At 72.9% G+C, this 17,413-nt stretch carries 16 protein-coding genes; 4 read left to right on the forward strand and 12 right to left on the reverse strand.

What is annotated here, in order from left to right; translation table 11 throughout:
- Positions 1–21: 21 nt before the first annotated feature.
- The 3 genes from AB0J53_RS06165 to AB0J53_RS06175 are packed head-to-tail and all read right to left on the reverse strand — an operon-like array spanning position 22 to position 4,202.
- Positions 22–1,827: a hydantoinase B/oxoprolinase family protein gene (locus AB0J53_RS06165; RefSeq protein WP_219506679.1), complete on the reverse strand. Its 1,806-nt coding sequence runs from the start codon at positions 1,825–1,827 to the stop codon at positions 22–24.
- Positions 1,820–3,823, reverse strand: a complete 2,004-nt coding sequence (locus tag AB0J53_RS06170; RefSeq protein WP_364169025.1) for a hydantoinase/oxoprolinase family protein — start codon at positions 3,821–3,823, stop codon at positions 1,820–1,822. Before AB0J53_RS06170 ends, AB0J53_RS06165 begins: the two co-directional genes overlap by 8 nt.
- Positions 3,824–3,830: 7 nt before the next feature.
- Positions 3,831–4,202 carry a hypothetical protein gene (locus AB0J53_RS06175; protein ID WP_219506681.1) on the reverse strand — a complete coding sequence of 124 codons (372 nt, stop codon included), beginning with the start codon at positions 4,200–4,202 and terminating at the stop codon, positions 3,831–3,833.
- 126 nt (positions 4,203–4,328) lie between these two features.
- Here AB0J53_RS06175 and AB0J53_RS06180 point away from each other — a divergent pair, with 126 nt between their 5' ends.
- Positions 4,329–4,961, forward strand: coding sequence for a thymidine kinase (locus tag AB0J53_RS06180; protein WP_364169028.1), 633 nt, complete (start codon positions 4,329–4,331; stop codon positions 4,959–4,961).
- Here the strand turns inward: AB0J53_RS06180 and AB0J53_RS06185 are convergent.
- The 3 genes from AB0J53_RS06185 to AB0J53_RS06195 all read right to left on the reverse strand — a co-directional run bounded on the left by AB0J53_RS06185 (position 4,946) and on the right by AB0J53_RS06195 (position 7,375).
- Positions 4,946–5,617: a DsbA family oxidoreductase gene (locus tag AB0J53_RS06185; RefSeq protein ID WP_364169031.1), complete on the reverse strand. Its 672-nt coding sequence runs from the start codon at positions 5,615–5,617 to the stop codon at positions 4,946–4,948. The genes AB0J53_RS06180 and AB0J53_RS06185 overlap by 16 nt on opposite strands.
- 58 nt (positions 5,618–5,675) lie before the next feature.
- Entirely contained in the window at positions 5,676–6,572 is an 897-nt protein-coding gene (locus AB0J53_RS06190) for a hypothetical protein (protein ID WP_364169034.1), read from the reverse strand.
- Between the two features lie 113 nt (positions 6,573–6,685).
- A complete protein-coding gene (locus AB0J53_RS06195; protein WP_364169037.1) occupies positions 6,686–7,375 on the reverse strand; it encodes a carbon monoxide dehydrogenase subunit G in 690 nt (229 codons plus the stop codon).
- A gap of 98 nt (positions 7,376–7,473) precedes the next feature.
- Between AB0J53_RS06195 and AB0J53_RS06200 the strand changes: the two genes are divergently transcribed.
- The 3 genes from AB0J53_RS06200 to cydB all read left to right on the forward strand — a co-directional run bounded on the left by AB0J53_RS06200 (position 7,474) and on the right by cydB (position 10,762).
- Positions 7,474–8,331, forward strand: coding sequence for a polysaccharide deacetylase family protein (locus tag AB0J53_RS06200; protein ID WP_364169040.1), 858 nt, complete (start codon positions 7,474–7,476; stop codon positions 8,329–8,331).
- Between the two features lie 171 nt (positions 8,332–8,502).
- The gene (locus AB0J53_RS06205; protein WP_364169043.1) at positions 8,503–9,846 is read left to right on the forward strand and encodes a cytochrome ubiquinol oxidase subunit I; all 1,344 of its coding nucleotides are present in this window, start codon (positions 8,503–8,505) and stop codon (positions 9,844–9,846) included.
- Between the two features lie 10 nt (positions 9,847–9,856).
- The gene (cydB, locus tag AB0J53_RS06210) at positions 9,857–10,762 is read left to right on the forward strand and encodes a cytochrome d ubiquinol oxidase subunit II (protein ID WP_219506690.1); all 906 of its coding nucleotides are present in this window, start codon (positions 9,857–9,859) and stop codon (positions 10,760–10,762) included.
- On the opposite strand, the gene AB0J53_RS06215 is transcribed toward cydB, so the two are convergent.
- The 6 genes from AB0J53_RS06215 to AB0J53_RS06240 are packed head-to-tail and all read right to left on the reverse strand — an operon-like array spanning position 10,734 to position 17,310.
- Positions 10,734–11,207, reverse strand: coding sequence for a hypothetical protein (locus AB0J53_RS06215; protein ID WP_364169046.1), 474 nt, complete (start codon positions 11,205–11,207; stop codon positions 10,734–10,736). The genes cydB and AB0J53_RS06215 overlap by 29 nt on opposite strands.
- A gap of 47 nt (positions 11,208–11,254) precedes the next feature.
- Positions 11,255–12,277 (reverse strand): leucine-rich repeat domain-containing protein, encoded by a 1,023-nt coding sequence (locus AB0J53_RS06220; RefSeq protein WP_364169049.1) that lies wholly within the window; start codon positions 12,275–12,277, stop codon positions 11,255–11,257.
- The gene (gene cutA / locus AB0J53_RS06225) at positions 12,274–14,628 is read right to left on the reverse strand and encodes an aerobic carbon-monoxide dehydrogenase large subunit (protein ID WP_357589484.1); all 2,355 of its coding nucleotides are present in this window, start codon (positions 14,626–14,628) and stop codon (positions 12,274–12,276) included. Before cutA ends, AB0J53_RS06220 begins: the two co-directional genes overlap by 4 nt.
- Complete coding sequence (locus tag AB0J53_RS06230; RefSeq protein WP_219506696.1) at positions 14,625–15,122, reverse strand: (2Fe-2S)-binding protein; 498 nt, start codon at positions 15,120–15,122, stop codon at positions 14,625–14,627. The genes cutA and AB0J53_RS06230 overlap by 4 nt, the downstream gene beginning before the upstream one ends.
- On the reverse strand, positions 15,119–15,955 hold the full coding sequence (locus AB0J53_RS06235; RefSeq protein WP_364169053.1) for an FAD binding domain-containing protein: 837 nt from the start codon (positions 15,953–15,955) through the stop codon (positions 15,119–15,121). Before AB0J53_RS06235 ends, AB0J53_RS06230 begins: the two co-directional genes overlap by 4 nt.
- The gene (locus AB0J53_RS06240; RefSeq protein WP_364169056.1) at positions 15,952–17,310 is read right to left on the reverse strand and encodes a solute carrier family 23 protein; all 1,359 of its coding nucleotides are present in this window, start codon (positions 17,308–17,310) and stop codon (positions 15,952–15,954) included. Before AB0J53_RS06240 ends, AB0J53_RS06235 begins: the two co-directional genes overlap by 4 nt.
- Positions 17,311–17,413: the final 103 nt, after the last annotated feature.

Consider the following 17,413-nt stretch of genomic DNA (forward strand, 5'->3'; position numbering starts at 1 on the left):
TCACGTAACGTGACGATCTCCCTACAGTTCGTCGACCTCCGCGAACGTGCGCCCGCCCGAGAGGCGGGGGTAGCCGGGGCCGCGGTCGAAGAAGCGGTCGGACGGGGGCCGCAGGCGGGCGCGGAGCTCGGCGGTGCCCTGCTCGTCGATGCGGTCGCCGTCGAGGACGACGCCGTAGTCGCCGAGGGCGCCGGCGATCGACACCTTGCCGTCGCGGACGTCGGCGGCGACGGCGCGCGGGTCGCGGTCGTAGGGGGAGCCCCAGCCGCCGCCTCCGGTGGTGCGGATGCGGATGAGCTCGCCGGCCTGCACCGGGTGGTCGTCGACCAGCCCCTCCATCTCCTTGCCGGCGATCTCGACGCGGAAGGGGCGCCCGGCGAGGCCGCCGTTGACGCCCCAGCAGGACAGGATGGACCGGTCGGCGATGGACATGTAGGAGGCGTCGCGCAGCATCCGGATGTGCTTGTCGTAGCCGAGGCCGCCGCGGAACATGCCGGGCCCGCCGGAGTCGCAGGCCAGCCCGAGCCGCTCCACCCGGAACGGCCAGCGCGCCTCGGCGAACTCGACGGGGATGTTGCGCGAGTCGGGCACGACGTGGATGGTGTCCTCGCCGTCGGCGTACCAGCGTCCGCCGGAGCCGCCGCCGAGCACCTCGCGCATGAGGTAGGGGCCGTCGTCGCCGATGCCGTGCACGCCGGTGTAGCGGATGGTCTCCTGGTCGGCGGGCATGCGTCCGCCGGTGGCCTTGGCGAGCACCCCGGCCAGGACGCCGAGCAGCCGCAGGATGACGAACGTGCGGGCGTTGGTGGGCGCGGGGAAGACCGGGGTGAGCAGCGTGCCCTTCTCCGGGAAGATCATCTTGATGAGGGGGACGACGCCCTCGTTGACGTCCAGCTCGGCCATGCGCTCGGGCGTGTCGGCCAGGTTGCGCAGCACGGGCGCGAGCCACTTCTTCAGGAAGACGCCGTCGGCGTAGTCGCCCGCGTGGTTGATCGGGCCCTTGGCCTGGGGTGAGGTGCCGGTGAAGTCGATGGTGAGCGGCGCCTCGGCGGCGTGGTCGACGGTCAGCGTGATGCGCTGGGCGTGCAGGCGCGGCTCGTCGACGCCGTCGTGCTCGGCGTAGTCCTCCCAGGTGTAGGTGCCTTCGGGGATCTTGGCCAGGAGTTCGCGGCGGAACGTCTCGGTCGTCTTGCCGATGATGGCGTCGAAGCACTCCTCGACCGCCTGCCTGCCGTAGCGCCCGAACAGCTCGGCGAGGCGGCGGGCGCCCATGAGGCAGGCCGAGCACTCGGCGTCGAGGTCGCCGGCCAGCGAGTCGGGCATGCGGGAGTTGCGCGTCATGATGCGCAGCGCGGCCTCGTTCGGCACGCCCTGGTCCCACAGCTTGATCGGCGGGACCATCAGCCCCTCCTCGTACACCGAGCGGGCGTGCGAGGGCATGGAGCCGGGCACCGAGCCGCCGATGTCGTCGTGGTGGCCGAACGCCTGCACGAACGCCACCACCTCGCCGTCGTGGAAGACGGGCACGGTGACGCACAGGTCGGGCAGGTGGCCGATGCCGCCTTCGGACAGGTAGACGTCGTTGTGGAAGTACACGTCGCCGGGCTTCATCGTCTCGACGGGGAAGTCGCGGACGACCGGCTGGACGAGCGCGCTGTAGGAGCGGCCGGTGAGCTTGCGCAGCCGTACGTCGTGGATGCCGGCGCGGAAGTCGTGCGCGTCGCGGATCATCGGCGAGCGGGCCGTGCGCGCGATGGCGGTCTCGACCTCCTTCTCCACGGAGGCGAGCGTGCCCTCGACGATCTCCACGAGGATCGGGTCAGTCACGCCGCACCTCCAGGTTGCCGTATTCGTCCACCTTCGCGGAGAAGCCGGGGTGGATCGGGATGGTGGACCCGTACTCCTCGATGACGGCGGGCCCGGGGACGACCGTGCCAGCCTCCAGCGCGGCGCGCTGGTGGACCGGGGTGTCGTGCGCCTCCTCGAAGTGGACGCTCCTGCTCGCCTCGACGGGCTCGATCCGCCGGTACGGGTCGCGCCGGATGACCGGGCGGGTGATGGGGCCGATGCCGGAGACGCGCAGGTTGACCCATTCGACGCCGTGGCGCGCGTCGTCGCGGTAGGCGTAGCCGTACAGCTTCTCGTGGGCGTCGTGGAAGCGGGCCACGACCTGCTCGCGCCACTGCTCGTCCAGCGGCCCGGCCGGGGCGGGGACGCGCACCTCGTAGGCCTGGCCGTAGTAGCGCAGGTCGGCGCTGCGGACGTGGACGGGCTCGTCGAAGCCCTCGCGGTCGAGCGCCTCGGCGGCCTCGCCCTCCAGCTCACCGAAGATCCTGGCGGCCGTGGCCAGGTCGAGGTCGCGGGTGACGCAGGTGCGCACGTAGTCGTTCTTGACGTCGACGGTGAGCAGGCCGAACGCCGAGACGTTGCCCGGCTCGGGCGGGACGATGACGGCGGGCAGGCCGAGGATGTCGATGAGCCGGCAGGCCAGCAGCGGCCCCGAGCCGCCGAACGTCACCAGCGGGAAGTCGCGCACGTCGAGGCCGCGCTTGACGGTGAGCTGCCGGATCGCGTTGCTCTGGTTGAACGCGCTGATCTCCAGGATGCCCGTCGCCGTGCGCTCGGGGGTGAGCCCGAGCTTGTCGGCCAGCGCCTCGACGCCCATCCGGGCGGCGTCGTAGTCGAGCGGGATCTCGCCGCCGAGCAGGTGCGGCGGGATGCGGCGCAGGTAGACGTGCGCGTCGGTGACCGTCACCTCGGTGCCGCCCCGGCGGTAGCAGAGCGGGCCCGGGTCGGCGCCGGCCGAGCGGGGGCCGACCTTGAGCGTGCCCTCGGGCGAGATCCAGGCGATCGAGCCGCCCCCCGCGCCGACGGTCACGATGTCGATCATCGGGACCTTGCACGGGTAGCGGCCGACGGAGCCCTCGGTGGTGACGGACGGCTCGCCGTCGATCACCACGGCCACGTCGGTCGAGGTGCCGCCGCCGTCCAGCGTGATCACGGACGGGTGCCCGGCGTTGGCGGCGATCAGGCTCGCGCCGAGCGCGCCCGCCGCCGGCCCGGACAGGACCGTGGTGACCGGCTGATGGACGACCTCGCGCGCCGACAGCACGCCGCCGTTGGACTTCATCACCGAGAACGGCTTGCCCAGGCGGCTCGACAGGTTGGCGATGTAGGCGCGCATGGCCGGTTTGACCGCCGCGTCGACCAGCGTGGTGACGGCGCGCTCGTACTCGCGGTATTCACGCAGCACGTCGCTGGACAGCGACACCACGGCCTCGGGGTGCTCGCGGGCCAGCACCTCGCGCATGCGCCGCTCGTGGGCCGGGTTGGCGTAGGAGTGCAGGAAGCACACGCCGATCGCGGTCACGCCCCGGGCCCGGAACCAGCGCGCCACCTCGGCGGCCTGCTCCTCCGAGAACGGCCGCACCTCGGCGCCCCGGTGGTCGAGCCGGCCGCCGACGGTCTTCACCAGGTGCACGGGGACGATCCGGGGAGGCTTGACCCAGAAGTACGAGTTGCCGTAGCCGTCGGGAACGCTCTGCCGGCCGATCTCCAGGAGGAACTCGAAGCCCTCCGTCGTGATCAGGCCCAGGTTGGCGATCCGGTCTTCCAGGAGCTGGTTCGTCGCCACGGTGGTGCCGTGCACGATCGAGGCGACGTCGAGCTCGCCCAGCCTGGCGACGCCCGTGAGGAAGCCGTCTGCCGGGTTGGCGGGGGTGGAGGGGGTCTTGGTCGTGACGATCTCACCGGTCTGCTCGTCCACCGCCACCACATCGGTGAACGTCCCGCCGGTGTCGACTCCGATACGGACGCTGCGCATGGCTCCTCTAGCTTCGGCGACGGCCGAGCACTTCGTCGATGACCTTGGGCGCGTTCTCGGTGCCGACGTAGGCGGCGAGCCGGACGACCATCTCCTGTGCCTTGGACAGCTCGGCCTCGACCCTGGCCTTCCCCGACTGGCCCGCCTGCACGCCGAAGTAGGCGCCGATGATGGTGCCGATCACCCCGGCCACCCCGGCGAACAGCGCGGCGAGCTCCCCGGTGGCGAACACGGCGGCGCCGAACGCGACGAGGACGGCCACGATGCCGGTCACGACCACGAAGAAGCCGTACCGCCACCGGGCGGCGTCAGCCTGCGCGGCGGTGACCTCGTCGGGGGTCATCATCGCGTCGAGCGACGGGGGTTTGTCATGGACCACGGTTCCTCCTGATACTCCAGAGGAGAAATGTCCCACGAGGTCATGGAACAAGCCAAGCCGCTAAGGTGGCACCCCGTGACTGAATCGTCTGCCCTGTCTCCTGTGCCGCCGGGTGCCCGTGATGCCGTGCTGAAGTTCTATTTCGGGCCGATGGACTGCGGCAAGTCCACGCTGGCGCTGCAGATGAACTACAACCACGGCCGCCAGGGCAGGCGCGGCCTGGTGCTCACCAAGCACGACCGGTCCGGCGGGCCGCGCGTCACCAGCCGCATCGGGCTCGGCCTGGAGGCGATCGAGGTGGACGACTCGCTCGACCTGGTGGCGCTGGTCGGCGCGCACGACAAGATCGACTATCTGATCTGCGACGAGGCGTGCTTCTACACCGTCGAGCAGATCGAGCAGCTCGCCGACCTGGTCGACGAGCACGGGATCGACGTGTACGCGTTCGGGCTCGCCTCGGACTTCCGGTCGGTGATGTTCCCGGCGGCGCAGCGGCTGTTCGAGCTGGCCGACGAGGTGTGCCGGCTGCAGGTCGAGGTGCTGTGCTGGTGCGGCAGGCCCGGCCTGCTCAACGCCCGCGTCGTGGGCGGCGAGCTGGCGCGCACCGGCGAGCAGGTCGTCATCGGCGACACCGACGCCTCCCCGGTGCGCTACCAGGTGCTGTGCCGCCGTCACCACCGCGCCGGCCTGCTCGGCGAGGGCACCACGGCCCCCGCCCCCGCCCCCGCCCCCGCTGCCGCCGGTCAGACGGCGCAGTAGCCGTCGTCGTCGCACCCGTCGCCGGGGGTGGCGAGCTGCGTGATCGGGGTCTGCCCGGTACGCGCCGCCACCTCGTCGACGGCGGCCGCGAACGTCTCCACGGGCTGCGCCCCCGACACCGCGAACTGCTCCTCGAACAGGAACAGCGGCACGCCCGTGATCCCGAGCCGCGCGGCCCGCGCCACCTGCTCGCGCACCGCGTCCGCGCCCTCGCCGGTGTCGCGCACGCCCGTCTCGGCGGCCAGTTTCGCCAGCACCTCCGGGTCGCCGACGTTCAGCCCGTCGGTGAAGTGCGCCCGGAACAGCCGCCCGGTCATCTCCTCCCCCAGGCCCTGCCCGGTGGCGACCTCGACGAGCCGGTGCGCCTCGAACGTGTTGGCGCTGATCGCCTGGTCGAAGCGCATGTCGAGGCCGTCCTCGGCGCCGGCGGCGGTGACCCTGGAGGTCATCTGCGCCACGTTCGGACCGAACTTGCGCTCCAGCGCGGGAATCAGCGGCTCGCCCTCGGCCGGGGCGTCCGGGTTGAGCTGGTACGGGCGCATCGTCACGTCGATGACCCCGCCCTTGGCCCGGAACGCCTCAGCGGCACGGGCGAACCGGGTGTGCCCGATATAGCACCAGGGGCAGACGATGTCAGAGAAAATCTCAACCTTCACGCCCAACCACAACCACACCCCCGCCCCGCTGATTCCAGCCCCGCCCGGACCGGCGGTGTCAGCCGGAGGCGAGCTCCTCCAGGCGGTACGGCAGGTAGGCCGAGCCGTCGACGAGCGCCGACGCGCCGCGCCACCAGCCGAACCACTCGCCGCTGCGCCACATCCAGTCGACCCGCTCGATCGCCGCCACCACGTCGCCGACGCTCTCCCACCGCTCCCCGAGCTGCGCCGCCGTCGCGCCGTGCCGCAGCGCCCAGTCGCGCAGGATCCGCACCGCCTCCGCCTCGACCGGCCGCGCGTACGGGTCCGGCTCCTCGCCCGGCAGCCGGTGCGGCCCGAGCCCGGCCGCCACCCCCCAGCTCCACTGCGCCTCGGCGGGCCGCGAATAGCGCAGCGAGTGGAAGTCCAGGTTGGAGCCCAGCTCCTCGTCAGGACGCCGCGTGACGACCGCGTCCAGCCTGCCCCCGGCGTCGAAGTGCACCACCAGCCGCTGCCCCGGCCGCACCCCGTCCGGCAGCGCGAAACGGTCCTCGGCATGCCAGGAGTTCAGGTCCACCTCGGCGACCGGCTTGCCCCACAGCGCGTCGGCGGCGTCGTCGGACGCCCACGCGGCCAGCATCTCCAGCGCCGTCAGGTCGGTCCACGGCTCGATCGCCACGGCCGTGCGCAACACCTCGTCCGGCGCGGGCAGCTTCCCGCCCCGGGGGCGCGTCCACCACTCCACGCCCAGCTCCCGCGTGCCGACCAGCAGCGCGGCGATCGCCGCCAGCTCCGCCGACCGCCGCGTCAGCGACGCGCCCAGGACCAGCCCGAGACACCGCTCGCACCGCTCCTCGCCGACCACCGGACGCGCCTCGGCCACCAGCGACCCGGCGGTCGGGCGGTCGTCGCCCAGCAGGTTGCGGATCACTCGTCTGGCCTCGGTCCTGGCGTCTTCAGCGTGTGCCTGCCGCATACCGCCACGCTACGCCCGGAGATCCTTTTCCGCGAGAGTCCACCCTGCACACAAACCCACCGGTCACCCCGCCACCGCGGGCCCGAGGGTCGGCGGCCCCCGCGGGTCCGGGGTCAGCGGCGGGCGCGGCCGAAGAGCCAGCCGATGGCGGCGCTGCCGAGCGCGACGCCCGCGCCCATGCCGAACGCGGCCAGCATCACCCAGGGCCGCGTCTCGGCGGGCTGTCTGGCGGGACGTTCGTAGACGGCGGGCGCGATGGGGGGCGCCGGGGCGGAGGCCGGAGCGGGGGCCGGGGGTTGGGCGCCGTTGGGGGACGGGAGTTCGCCGGGGGCCACGGCCTCGGGTGCGGGGGCGTCCGGGGCCCCTCCGGCACGGAGGTGCCGGTCGACGGCGGTGAAGAAGTCGCCGGCGGTGCGGCGGGCGACGGAGCCGAGCATGCGCTGCCCGACGCCGCCGATCATGCCGCCGACGACCGCGTCCGCGTCGTAGTCGACGCGGGTGCCGCCGTCCACCTCGCTGAGGCGTACGCGGACGGTGGCGTCGACCGTGCCGGGGGCGCCCTGGCCACGGGCGCGCAGGACGAAGGTCTCGGGCGGCGAGGGGTCGGCGAGCGCGACCTCGCCCCGGTAGACGCCCTTGAGCGAGGCGACCCCGGCGTTGACGGTCATCCGGTACGTGTCGGGCCCGGTCTCCTCCAGGCGCTCGCAGCCCGGGATGGTGCGCACGAGCACCGCCGGATCCTGCAGGGCGGCCCACACGCGGTCTCTGTCGACGCCGATCACGGCGCTGCCTGCGACTTTCACACCGCCACTCTAGAAAGCCGCCGGCCCCGGCGATAAGGGCAACACCTGACCAACGCGGATTGCGTACGTGGTGATCAGGGCTGGCAGGATGGTGCGGCATGTACGGGGGACGGGCGCGGCGGGGCGCGGCGATCGCCGCGGTGCTGCTGATGGCGGGGTGCGCGGCGGAGCCGGCGCGGCAGGACGGCGGCGCGGCGCGGGAGAGCGGCGCGGCACGCGAGCCGGCGACGGCCGACACGAGGACGCCGGGCCCGCAGGGGGTGGCGCCGAGGCCGGGCGAGGTGGGGCGGATCCGGGCGTCGGGCGGGCTGCCGCCGGTGGTGAGCTCGATCCCGACCAGGCGCAAGGTCGTGTTCCTGACGATCGACGACGGCTGGGAGCAGGATCCGGGGTTCGTGAGGCAGATCCGGGAGGAGCGGATCCCGATGACCGCGTTCGCGATGCGGGACGCGGTGGAGGCGGAGGGGACGCCGGACCAGTCGGGCGGCGAGGCGCGCTTCGTCGGCGCGGGCAAGTGGGGATATTTCCGGCAGTTGCGTGACGCGGGCGTCCCGATCGAGAACCACACGCTCACCCACCCCGACCTCAGCCGGATGGGCTACGACGCCCAGCGCCGGGAGATCTGCGGCGCCTCCGCGCTGATCCGCAAGCAGACCGGCGCCCGGCCGACCCTGTTCAGGCCGCCGTTCGGCGCGTACAACTCCGGCACCCTGCGCGCGGCCGGGAGTTGCGGCATCGACGCCGTGCTGCTGTGGACCGCGACCGTCCAGCCGGGCGGCAAGATCGCCTACCAGGTGCCCGACAAGCGGCTGCGCCCGGGCGACATCCTGCTGATGCACTTCCGCCCCAATCTGGCCAGGGACTTCCGGATCCTGGTCAAGAAGATCAAGCGCCGCGGCTACGAGCTGGGCGACCTGCGGGCGTACCTGGACGCCGCCGTCCGCCCCGGGGCGTAGCGGGCGGTCCGCCGCGCGGGTGACGCGCCCGGCGGGGGCGCTCCGGCATCGTTGAACGGCCTGATGGGGGCGCGTTGTGACGAAGATCGCATCGCATTGCTCTACGGCTTGTAGTACTACTTCAAGTAGACGCACTACAGGCTGTAGAGCTAACGGACGCGGTGAGGGGAAATGGACGCACTGGATCTCGCACGGTGGCAGTTCGGGGTGACCACCGTCTACCACTTTCTGTTCGTGCCGCTGACGATCGGCCTGGGCGTCTTCGTGGCCGGACTGCAGACCGCGTGGCATCGCACCGGCAAGGAGCAGTACCTGCGGCTGACGAAGTTCTTCGGGAAGCTGTTCCTGATCAACTTCGCGATGGGCGTGGTCACCGGCATCGTGCAGGAGTTCCAGTTCGGCATGAACTGGTCGGAGTACTCGGTGTTCGTCGGCGACGTGTTCGGGGCGCCGCTGGCGATGGAGGCGCTGCTGGCGTTCTTCATGGAGTCGACGTTCCTGGGCCTGTGGATCTTCGGCTGGGACCGGCTGCCCAAGCGGGTGCACCTGGCGACGATCTGGGCGGCGGCGATCGGCTCGAACATCTCCGCCTACTTCATCCTGGCGGCCAACGCGTGGATGAAGCACCCGGTCGGCTACGAGGTCGTCGACGGCAAGGCCAGGATGACCGACCTGTGGGCGGTGCTGACCAACTCCACCGCGCTGGCGCAGGTGCCGCACGTGGTCGGGGCGGCGTTCGTGGTGGCCGGCGGGTTCGTGCTGGCGGTGTGCGGCTACTGGCTGCTGCGCACCAAGGAGGACATGTGGCGCAGCGCGGCGCGCGCCGCGCTGGTCATGACGGCGATCGCGGGCGCGGTCGTGGCCCTCACGGGCGACACGTCCGCCAAGCTCATGTACGAGCAGCAGCCGATGAAGCTGGCCGCGGCCGAGGGCCTGGAGCGCGACACGGCCGGGGCGCCGTTCTCGATCGCGCCGGGGATCGAGATCCCCAAGGTGCTGAGCTTCCTGTCCACCAACGACCCGGACGCCGTCGTCCAGGGCACCGAGGACCTGCAGGCGCGCTTCGAGAAGGAGTTCGGCCCCGGCGACTACCGCCCCGACCAGACCGTCGTGTTCTGGTCGTTCCGGGTGATGATCGTGTTCGGGATGGCGACGGTCGGCCTGTCGGTGCTGGGGCTGTGGCTGATGCGGCGCAGGCGGGAGATGCCGCGCTGGCTGGCCAGGGCGCTGCTGTGGGCGCTGCCGCTGCCGCTGCTGGCGGTGACCGCCGGATGGCTGCTCAGCGAGGTGGGCCGCCAGCCGTGGACGGTCGCGGGCGAGCTGCTGACCGCCTCCAGCGTCTCCCCCGGCGTCTCGCTCGCCGAGGTCGCGACCTCACTGGCGATCTTCACGCTGGTGTACGGGGTGCTGACCGTGGCCGAGATCGTGCTGCTGGCCAGGCACGTGCGCAAGGGCCCGGACGAGCACGAGCCCGTCCCGGCCGCCGAGCGGCGCGAACCGTCCCTGATGTACTGAGGAGCTGGTCATGATCGATCTGTGGTTCGTCATCATCGCCTTCCTCTGGACGGGCTACTTCGTCCTGGAGGGCTTCGACTTCGGCGTGGGCCTGCTGGCCCCGTTCGTCAGCCGGACGCCGGCCGAGCAGCGGCAGGCCCTGCAGACGATCGGCCCGGTGTGGGACGGCAACGAGGTGTGGCTGATCACCGCCGTCGGCGCCATGTTCGCCGCCTTCCCCGCCTGGTACGCGGGCATGTTCAGCGGCTTCTACATCCCGGTCATGCTGGTGCTGCTCGGGCTGATCGTGCGCGGGGTGGGCCTGGAGTGGCGCGGCAAGGTGGCCAAGCCGTTCTGGTGCGACCTGGGCATCACGGTCGGCAGCGCGCTGCCCGCGTTCGTGTGGGGCACGGTCTTCGCCGACCTGCTGTTCGGCAGCGCGACGGCGGCGCTGATGGGCGGCGTGTTCTCGCTGGCGGTGTGCCTGCTGCACGGCGCGGTGTTCCTGGCGCTGCGCACCGACGGGCCGGTGCGGCGGCGCGCCAGGACCGCCGCGCTGGCCGTCAGCGTCGTGGTGGTCCCGGTGGCCGTGGTCGCGCTGTCGGCGGTGGGCACGATCCCGGCGCTGGCCGCGATGGGGGCCGTGGCGGCGGCGACGGCGCTGGTGTGGCGGCGCCGCGAGGGCTGGGCGTTCACCGCGATGGCGGCGGCGCTGGTGCTGGTGTCGGTGGCGGTGTTCACCGAGCTGAGGGGCGCGCCGCTGCCGGGCCTGACGCTGGCCGAGGCGGCCTCCGGGCCCTACACGCTGACGATGCTGAGCTGGATCGGGCTGATCGCGCTGCCGTTCGTGCTCGGCTACCAGGGGTGGACGTACTGGGTGTTCAGGAAGCGCGTCACGCTCCCGGTGGTCAGTAGCCCGCCGCGGGCGACTGTGTGACACGGTCGTCCGCCGCGGGCGACTGTGTGACACGGTCGCCCGCCGCGGGCGACTGTGTGACACGGTGGTCCGACAGGTGCAGGTCGCCGTCGAGCGGTTCCTGCAGCTTGCGCAGGACCTTGAGGTCGGCCAGCACCGTCCACAGCGGCCCCACCAGGTGCGGCTTGTACTCGGGGGCGGTGTCCATCCAGGCGTTCTTGCCCTCCTCGGTGACGAACGTGCTGACGAAGAAGCGGCCGGCCTCGGTCTTGCAGTAGCCGGTGCGGATGTCGGCGGCGTCGACCTGCATGCGGGGCGTGCAGCCGACCTTGGCGGCGAGCTGCTCCACGGTGAGGGGGGCGGCGGGCTCGGGGTTCGGGACGCCGCCGCCCTCGGCGCCGGGCGCGCACGCGGCGGCGAGCCCGGCCAGCAGCGCGACGGCGGCCAGACGTGGACGAGTCTTCATGTGCGGAGGTACGCACAGGCGGGCGGCCCGGTTCAGCGCGCGATGGTTCAGCGCAGGATGACGCAGCCCCGGGCGGCCAGCTCGCGCAGCACCGGCGGGTCGCCGTCGAGCTTGTTCCAGCGCAGGTCCAGCTTGTCCACGTACGGCAGGCGCTCCGGGAGGTCGCGCAGCCGGTTGTTGCGCAGGTCGAGGTGGCTGAGCCGGTCCAGCTTGGCCAGCTCGGCGGGCACGGCGCGCAGGTGGTTGTCGCGCAGGTCGAGCGTCCGCAGCTCGGCCAGCTCGCCGACGGAGGCGGGCAGCGCGGTCAGCCGGTTGCCGCGCAGGTGCAGCTCGCGCAGCCGGGTCAGGCCGCCGATGCTCCCGGGCAGCTCCGTCAGCTGGTTGTCGTAGAGCCGCAGCTCCACCAGCGACGCCATCCGGCCGATCGTGGCGGGGAGCCGGGTGAGCCGGTTGCCGGTCAGGTTGAGGTAGCCCAGCCGGTCGAGCCTGCCGAGGGTGTCGGGGACCTCGGTGAGGCCGTTGTCGCTGGCGTACAGGTAGTCGGTGAGGGGCAGCTCGCCCAGCTCGGGCGGCAGCGCGGTGAGCCGGTTGTGGCCCAGGTCGAGCATGCGCAGCCGGGTCAGGCGGGCGACGGCGGGCGGGATCGACGTCAGCGCGTTCTCGGCCAGGTTGAGCGATTCGAGCCGGGTCAGCTCCCACACGGCGCCGGGCACGGCGCTCAGCCGGTTGCCGCCGACGGCCAGGTGGCGCAGGCCCGGAGGGAGCCGGTCGGGGATGGCCTCGACGGCGTTGCCGTACAGGAAGAGGCTCTCCAGCCCCGGCGGGCAGGCGGGGAACGCGGTGAGCGCGTTGCCGTCGAGGTGGAGCTCGCGCAGCGCGGCGAGCCCCGACAGGTCGGGCAGCGAGCGCAGCCGGTTGCCGTCGAGCCGCAGCTCCTCCAGCGCGGTCAGCCCGGTCACGCTCGCGGGCAGCTCGGTCAGCTCGTTCCAGGCCAGGTCGACGACGCGGGCGCCGGCGGGCAGGGCGGGTGGCGCGGTCAGGCCCGCGGCGGGCGCGCGCAGTTCGCTCACGCGCCCTCGCGCAGGTGGAACAGGTCGGACGGGGAAAGCGGCATGCGGTCGATGCTAATGCCTTCGGCGTCCTCGACCGCCGAGGCGATCACCGCCGACACCGGGATGACGCCCGCCTCGCCCGCGCCCTTGATGCCGAGCGGGTTGAGCGGCGACGGCGTCTCCAGGTGGCCGGTCTCGATGGGCGGGATCTCGGTCGCGTACGGCATGAGGAAGTCCATGAACGAGGCGTTGAGCAGCTGCCCGTCGCCGTCGTAGGCCATCCGCTCGTACAGGGCGCCGCCGATGCCCTGCGCCACTCCCCCGTGGATCTGCCCCTCGACGATCATCGGGTTGATCAGCCGCCCGCAGTCGTGCACGACGGCGTAGCGCACGACCTTGATCTCGGCGGTCTCCGGGTCGGTCTCGACGACGGCCGCGTGCATGCCGGCGGCGAACGTGGACCGGATCGGCGAGTAGTAGCCGCGCCCCTCCAGCCCCGGCTCCTCGCCCGGCTCGACCGGCGGCCGGTCGGGCGAGGCGGCCCCGGCGAACTGGGTGGCGCGGGCCGTCTCCTCGTCGAAGGCGTAGCGCAGCGGGTTGGCCAGCACCGCCACCGTGGCCAGCGGGATCGACGCCGACGGCGCGCCCACGACGTGCACGAGCCCGTCGGTGACGGTCAGGTCGGCCGGGTCGGCCTCCAGCGCGGCGGCGGCGACGCGCAGCGCCTTGGCGCGCACCTCGGCGCAGGCCAGCGCGATCGCGTTGCCGCTCATCACGGCGGCGCGCGAGGCGAACGTGCCGACGGCGTAGCCGAAGCGGCGGGTGTCGCCGGTGACGACGGAGACCCGCTCGACGGGCACCCCCAGCTCGGTCGCGGCGATCTGGGCGAACGCGGTCTCGTGGCCCTGCCCCTGCGAGGTGAGCCCGGTGGAGACGTGCACCCGGCCGTCGGAGGTGATCTGCACGTGGCCGCCCTCGTACGGGCCGACGCCGGTGCCCTCGACGTAGCAGCCGATGCCGATGCCCCGGCCGGGCGCCCGCTCGAAGGAGTCCCAGCCGATCAGCTCCTTGATCATGCGCAGCATCTCGGGGTAGTCGCCGCTGTCGTAGACGAGGGGGCGGCCGTCCTGGAAGGTCAGGCCCTGGTCGTACGGGAACTCCTCCGGCCGGATCAGGTTGGCCGCCCGCACCTCGGTCCGGTCCTTGCCCAGATACCGGGCGATCTTGTCCATGGTCCGTTCCATGCAGAACACGCCCTGCGGCCGCCCCGCCCCCCGGTACGGCGTGACCTGGACGGTGTTGGTGTAGACGGCGGTGAACTCGACCCGGTACGCCCCGATCCGGTAGGGCCCGAGAAGCTGCGTGGACGTGACGATCGGCACGATGATCCCGTACGGCGTGTAGGCGCCGTGGTCGTGCAGGATCGACACGTCCAGGCCGAGCACCCGTCCCTCGTCGTCGAACCCGACCCGCACCCGGTGCACCTGGCCGCGCTCGTGGGCGGCGGCGACGAAGTGCTCGCGCCGGTCCTCGGCCCACTTGACCTCCCGGCCGAGCAGCATGGCCGCCCACGGCACCAGCAGCTCCTCCGGCCACGGGTGCACGATCTTGACGCCGAACCCGCCGCCCACGTCGGGGGCGATGACCTCGACGTGCGGCAGCGGCAGCTCCAGCGCGGCGGCGATGGCCATGCGGACGCTGGTGGAGGTCTGGGTGCTGGAGTAGACGCGCAGGTCGGCGCCGTCCCAGCGGGCGTAGACGCCGCGGCCTTCGAGCGGCATGCTCGCGCTGCGCTCGATGTCGAGCCGGAAGGAGAGCGTGTGCGGGGCCGCGGCGATCGCGTCGGCGGCGCTCCGGCCGCCGGCCGACGGCACCTCCTGCACCAGGTGGGCGCCGACGTTGCCGGGCACGTCGGCGTGCACGAGCCGGTCGCCGCGCGCGGCCTCCTCCAGCCCGGCGACGGGTTCGAGCACCTCGTAGTCGACCTCGATGAGCGCGCAGGCGTCCTCGGCCAGGTAGCGGTCCTCGGCGACGACCATGACGACGGGCTCGCCGACGTGGCGGACGACGTCGCGGGCCAGCGGGCGGGCGGTGCGGCCGTGGGTGAGCGCCGGGTGCGGGATGAGCAGCGGCAGCGGCCTGCCGATCCGCTCGGGCAGGTCCTCCCAGGTGTAGACGGCGACGAGGCCGTCGACGTCGAGGGCGCCGCTGACGTCGATGTCGCGGATGCGGGCGTGCGCGTGCGGCGAGCGGACGAACGCGGCGGCGAGCGCGCCGGGGCCGAGGTCGTCGAGGTAGCGGCCCTGCCCGGTGAGCAGCCTGGGGTCCTCCCTGCGCGGCATCGGCTCGCCGAACAGCCGGGTGCTCATGACTCCTCCGCCATGAGCTCGGCCGCGCGGTGCACGGCCTTGACGATGTTGCGGTAGCCGGTGCAGCGGCACAGGTTGCCCGAGATGCCCTCGGTGACCTGTTCGTCGGTGGGCGTCGGGTGCTCGCGCAGCAGCGCGGTCACCGTACACAGGAAGCCGGGGGTGCAGAAGCCGCACTGGAGCGCGTGGCACTCGGCGAAGGCCCGCTGGACGGGCGAGAGCCCGCCGGGTCCTGCCAGCCCCTCGACGGTGGTGATGTCGCGGCCGTCGACGGTGACCGCGAGCGTCAGGCAGGAGCGGACGGGCTCGCCGTCGAGCAGCACCGTGCAGCAGCCGCACACGCCGTGCTCGCAGCCGACGTGGGTGCCGGTCAGGCCCAGGTCGTGGCGCAGGCAGTCGGACAGCAGCCGCCTGCCGGGCACCCGGGCGCGGCGTGCGACGCCGTTCACCACCAGCGTGATCTCGTGCGGGGACGCTGCTCGCCCGTCGGTCATGCCGCCGCCTCTCTCGCCGTCCGTTCGGCCCGCTCGGCCGCCTGCCGCGCCAGCACGCCGACGAGATGCAGCCGGTACGCGGCGCTGGCGTGCACGTCGCCGTCCGGCTCCGCCCGCTCGCGCACGGCGTCGGCGGCGCTCTTCCAGTCGGCGCCCAGGTCCACCACGAGCGACACGGGGCCGACGCCGATGCAGGCCAGCCGTGCCGAGGCGACGCGCAGGTCGCCGTCCAGCGTGACGACGGCGCAGACGCCGGCCAGCGCGTAGTCGCCGTGCCTGCGGGAGACCTCGGCGAAGGCGGTGCCGGTGCGCGGCGGCAGCGCCGGGAAGTGCGCCGACACGGCCAGCTCGCCGGGCCGCAGCGCCGACTCCATCGGGCCGGTGAAGAACTCGGCGGCGGGCACGTCCCTGGGGGCGGCGCCGGCGCGGGCCACCCGCACCGAGCCGCCGAGCACGGCCAGGACCGCGGGCAGCTCGGCGGCCGGGTCGGCGTGCGCGAGGCTGCCCACGACGGTGCCCCGGTTGCGGATCACCGGATGGGCGACCAGGCGCAGTGCCTGGCCGAGCAGCGGGTGGACGCCGGCCCGCGCCACCCGGGCGTGGCGGGCCAGCGCGCCGACGGTGACGCCGTCCGGCCCGGCCTCGACCGTGTCGAGCTCGGTGAGGCGGTTGATGTCGATGACGTGCTCGGGGGCGGCCAGGCGCATGTTGAGCATCGGGATGAGGCTCTGGCCGCCGGCGAGCACCTTGCCGCGCGGCCCCGCCTCGGCCAGGATCTCCAGGGTCTCGCCGACGTCGCGGGGCGCGTGGTGGACGAACGGGGGCGGCTTCACCCGGCTTCGCTCCCGGCAGCCGCGGGGGTGCGGCGGGCGATGACGCGCAGCAGGTGCCAGCCGCCCACCACCACGATGGTGCCGAGCGCGATGCCCTCCAGCCTGAAGTCGCCGCTGATCATGTGCTTCACCGGTCCGATCGCCAGGATGATTCCCGCGCCGATCGGGACCATGTTGACCGGGTCCGCGAAATCGACCCGGTTCTCGATCCAGATCTTCGCCCCGAGCAGCCCGATCATGCCGTAGAGGATCACGGTGACGCCGCCGAGCACGCCCGCGGGCGTCGCGGAGACCAGCGCCCCGAACTTGGGCACCAGCCCGAACGCGATCGCGATGAGGCCCGCGATGTAGTAGGCGGCCGTGGAGTAGACCTTGGTGGCGGCCATGACGCCGATGTTCTCGGCGTAGGTGGTGGTGGGCGAGCCGCCGACGGCGCTGGTGACCACGGTGGCGAGGCCGTCGGCGGCGACGGCGCGGCCCACGTACGGGTCGACGTCGGTGCCCGTCATCTCGCCGACGGCCTTGACGTGGCCGATGTTCTCGGCGACGAGCGCGATGACCGCGGGCAGCACCAGCAGGACGGCCGAGGCCTCGAAACCGGGCCAGTGGAAGTCCGGCCAGCCGAACCACGGCGCCTGCGCCACCTTGCCGAGGTCGACGCGGAAGTGCGCCGCGACCTGGACGGCGCCGTCGTCGTAGGCGGGCACCATGCCGAACAGCCGGTCGGCCGCCCACGAGAGCACGAAGCCCGCCACGAGCCCGACGAGGATGCCGATCCGGCCGAGGAACCCCTTGAACGCCACCACGACCACGAACGTGATCAGCATCGTGACCAGCGCCATCCACTGGTCCTGCGGCCAGTAGACGTCGGCCACCACGTACGCCAGGCCGAACCCGATGAGCATGACCACCGCCCCGGTGACCACCGGCGGGAACACCCGGTTGATCACCCGGACGCCGAGGAAGTGCACCGCCAGCCCCACCAGCGCCAGCACGAGCCCGGCCACCAGGATCGCCCCGGTGACGATCGCGTCGGCCCCGGCCGTGTCGCCGCCGAACAGCGCCCGCACGGCCAGCACCCCGCCCACGAACGACGCGCTGGTGCCCAGGTAGCTGGGCACCTTCCCCTTCACGATCAGCAGGAACAGGATCGTCGCGACCCCGGACATCATGATCGCCACGTTCGGGTCGAGCCCCATGACGAGCGGGAAGACGAACGTCGCCCCGAACATCGCCACCACGTGCTGGGCCCCGAACCCGGCCATGCGGGGCCAGCTCAGCCGCTCGTCAGGCCGTACGACCTCGCCGGGAGCCAGGTGTCTGCCGTCGCCGTGTCTGGTCCATCTCAGAGCCATGCGAGCCCCTCTTCGCCCGGACCGCCTTGCCGCGTTGCGGGCACATTAGGCCCGCCCGCGCGCACGTACACGGGCATGATCTGCCAAAACTGCGCGGCTGACC

The organism is Nonomuraea sp. NPDC049725 (assembly GCF_040674795.1).
Classification (GTDB): domain Bacteria; phylum Actinomycetota; class Actinomycetes; order Streptosporangiales; family Streptosporangiaceae; genus Nonomuraea; species Nonomuraea ceibae.

Coding starts and splice junctions, on each gene's coding strand:
- AB0J53_RS06170 (WP_364169025.1), bottom strand. CDS start 3,823: ATGCGCAGCGTCCGTATCGGAGTCGACACCGGCGGGACGTTCACCGAT.
- AB0J53_RS06190 (WP_364169034.1), bottom strand. CDS start 6,572: ATGCGGCAGGCACACGCTGAAGACGCCAGGACCGAGGCCAGACGAGTG.
- AB0J53_RS06200 (WP_364169040.1), top strand. CDS start 7,474: ATGTACGGGGGACGGGCGCGGCGGGGCGCGGCGATCGCCGCGGTGCTG.
- AB0J53_RS06205 (WP_364169043.1), top strand. CDS start 8,503: ATGGACGCACTGGATCTCGCACGGTGGCAGTTCGGGGTGACCACCGTC.
- cydB (WP_219506690.1), top strand. CDS start 9,857: ATGATCGATCTGTGGTTCGTCATCATCGCCTTCCTCTGGACGGGCTAC.
- AB0J53_RS06215 (WP_364169046.1), bottom strand. CDS start 11,207: ATGAAGACTCGTCCACGTCTGGCCGCCGTCGCGCTGCTGGCCGGGCTC.
- cutA (WP_357589484.1), bottom strand. CDS start 14,628: ATGAGCACCCGGCTGTTCGGCGAGCCGATGCCGCGCAGGGAGGACCCC.
- AB0J53_RS06230 (WP_219506696.1), bottom strand. CDS start 15,122: ATGACCGACGGGCGAGCAGCGTCCCCGCACGAGATCACGCTGGTGGTG.
- AB0J53_RS06240 (WP_364169056.1), bottom strand. CDS start 17,310: ATGGCTCTGAGATGGACCAGACACGGCGACGGCAGACACCTGGCTCCC.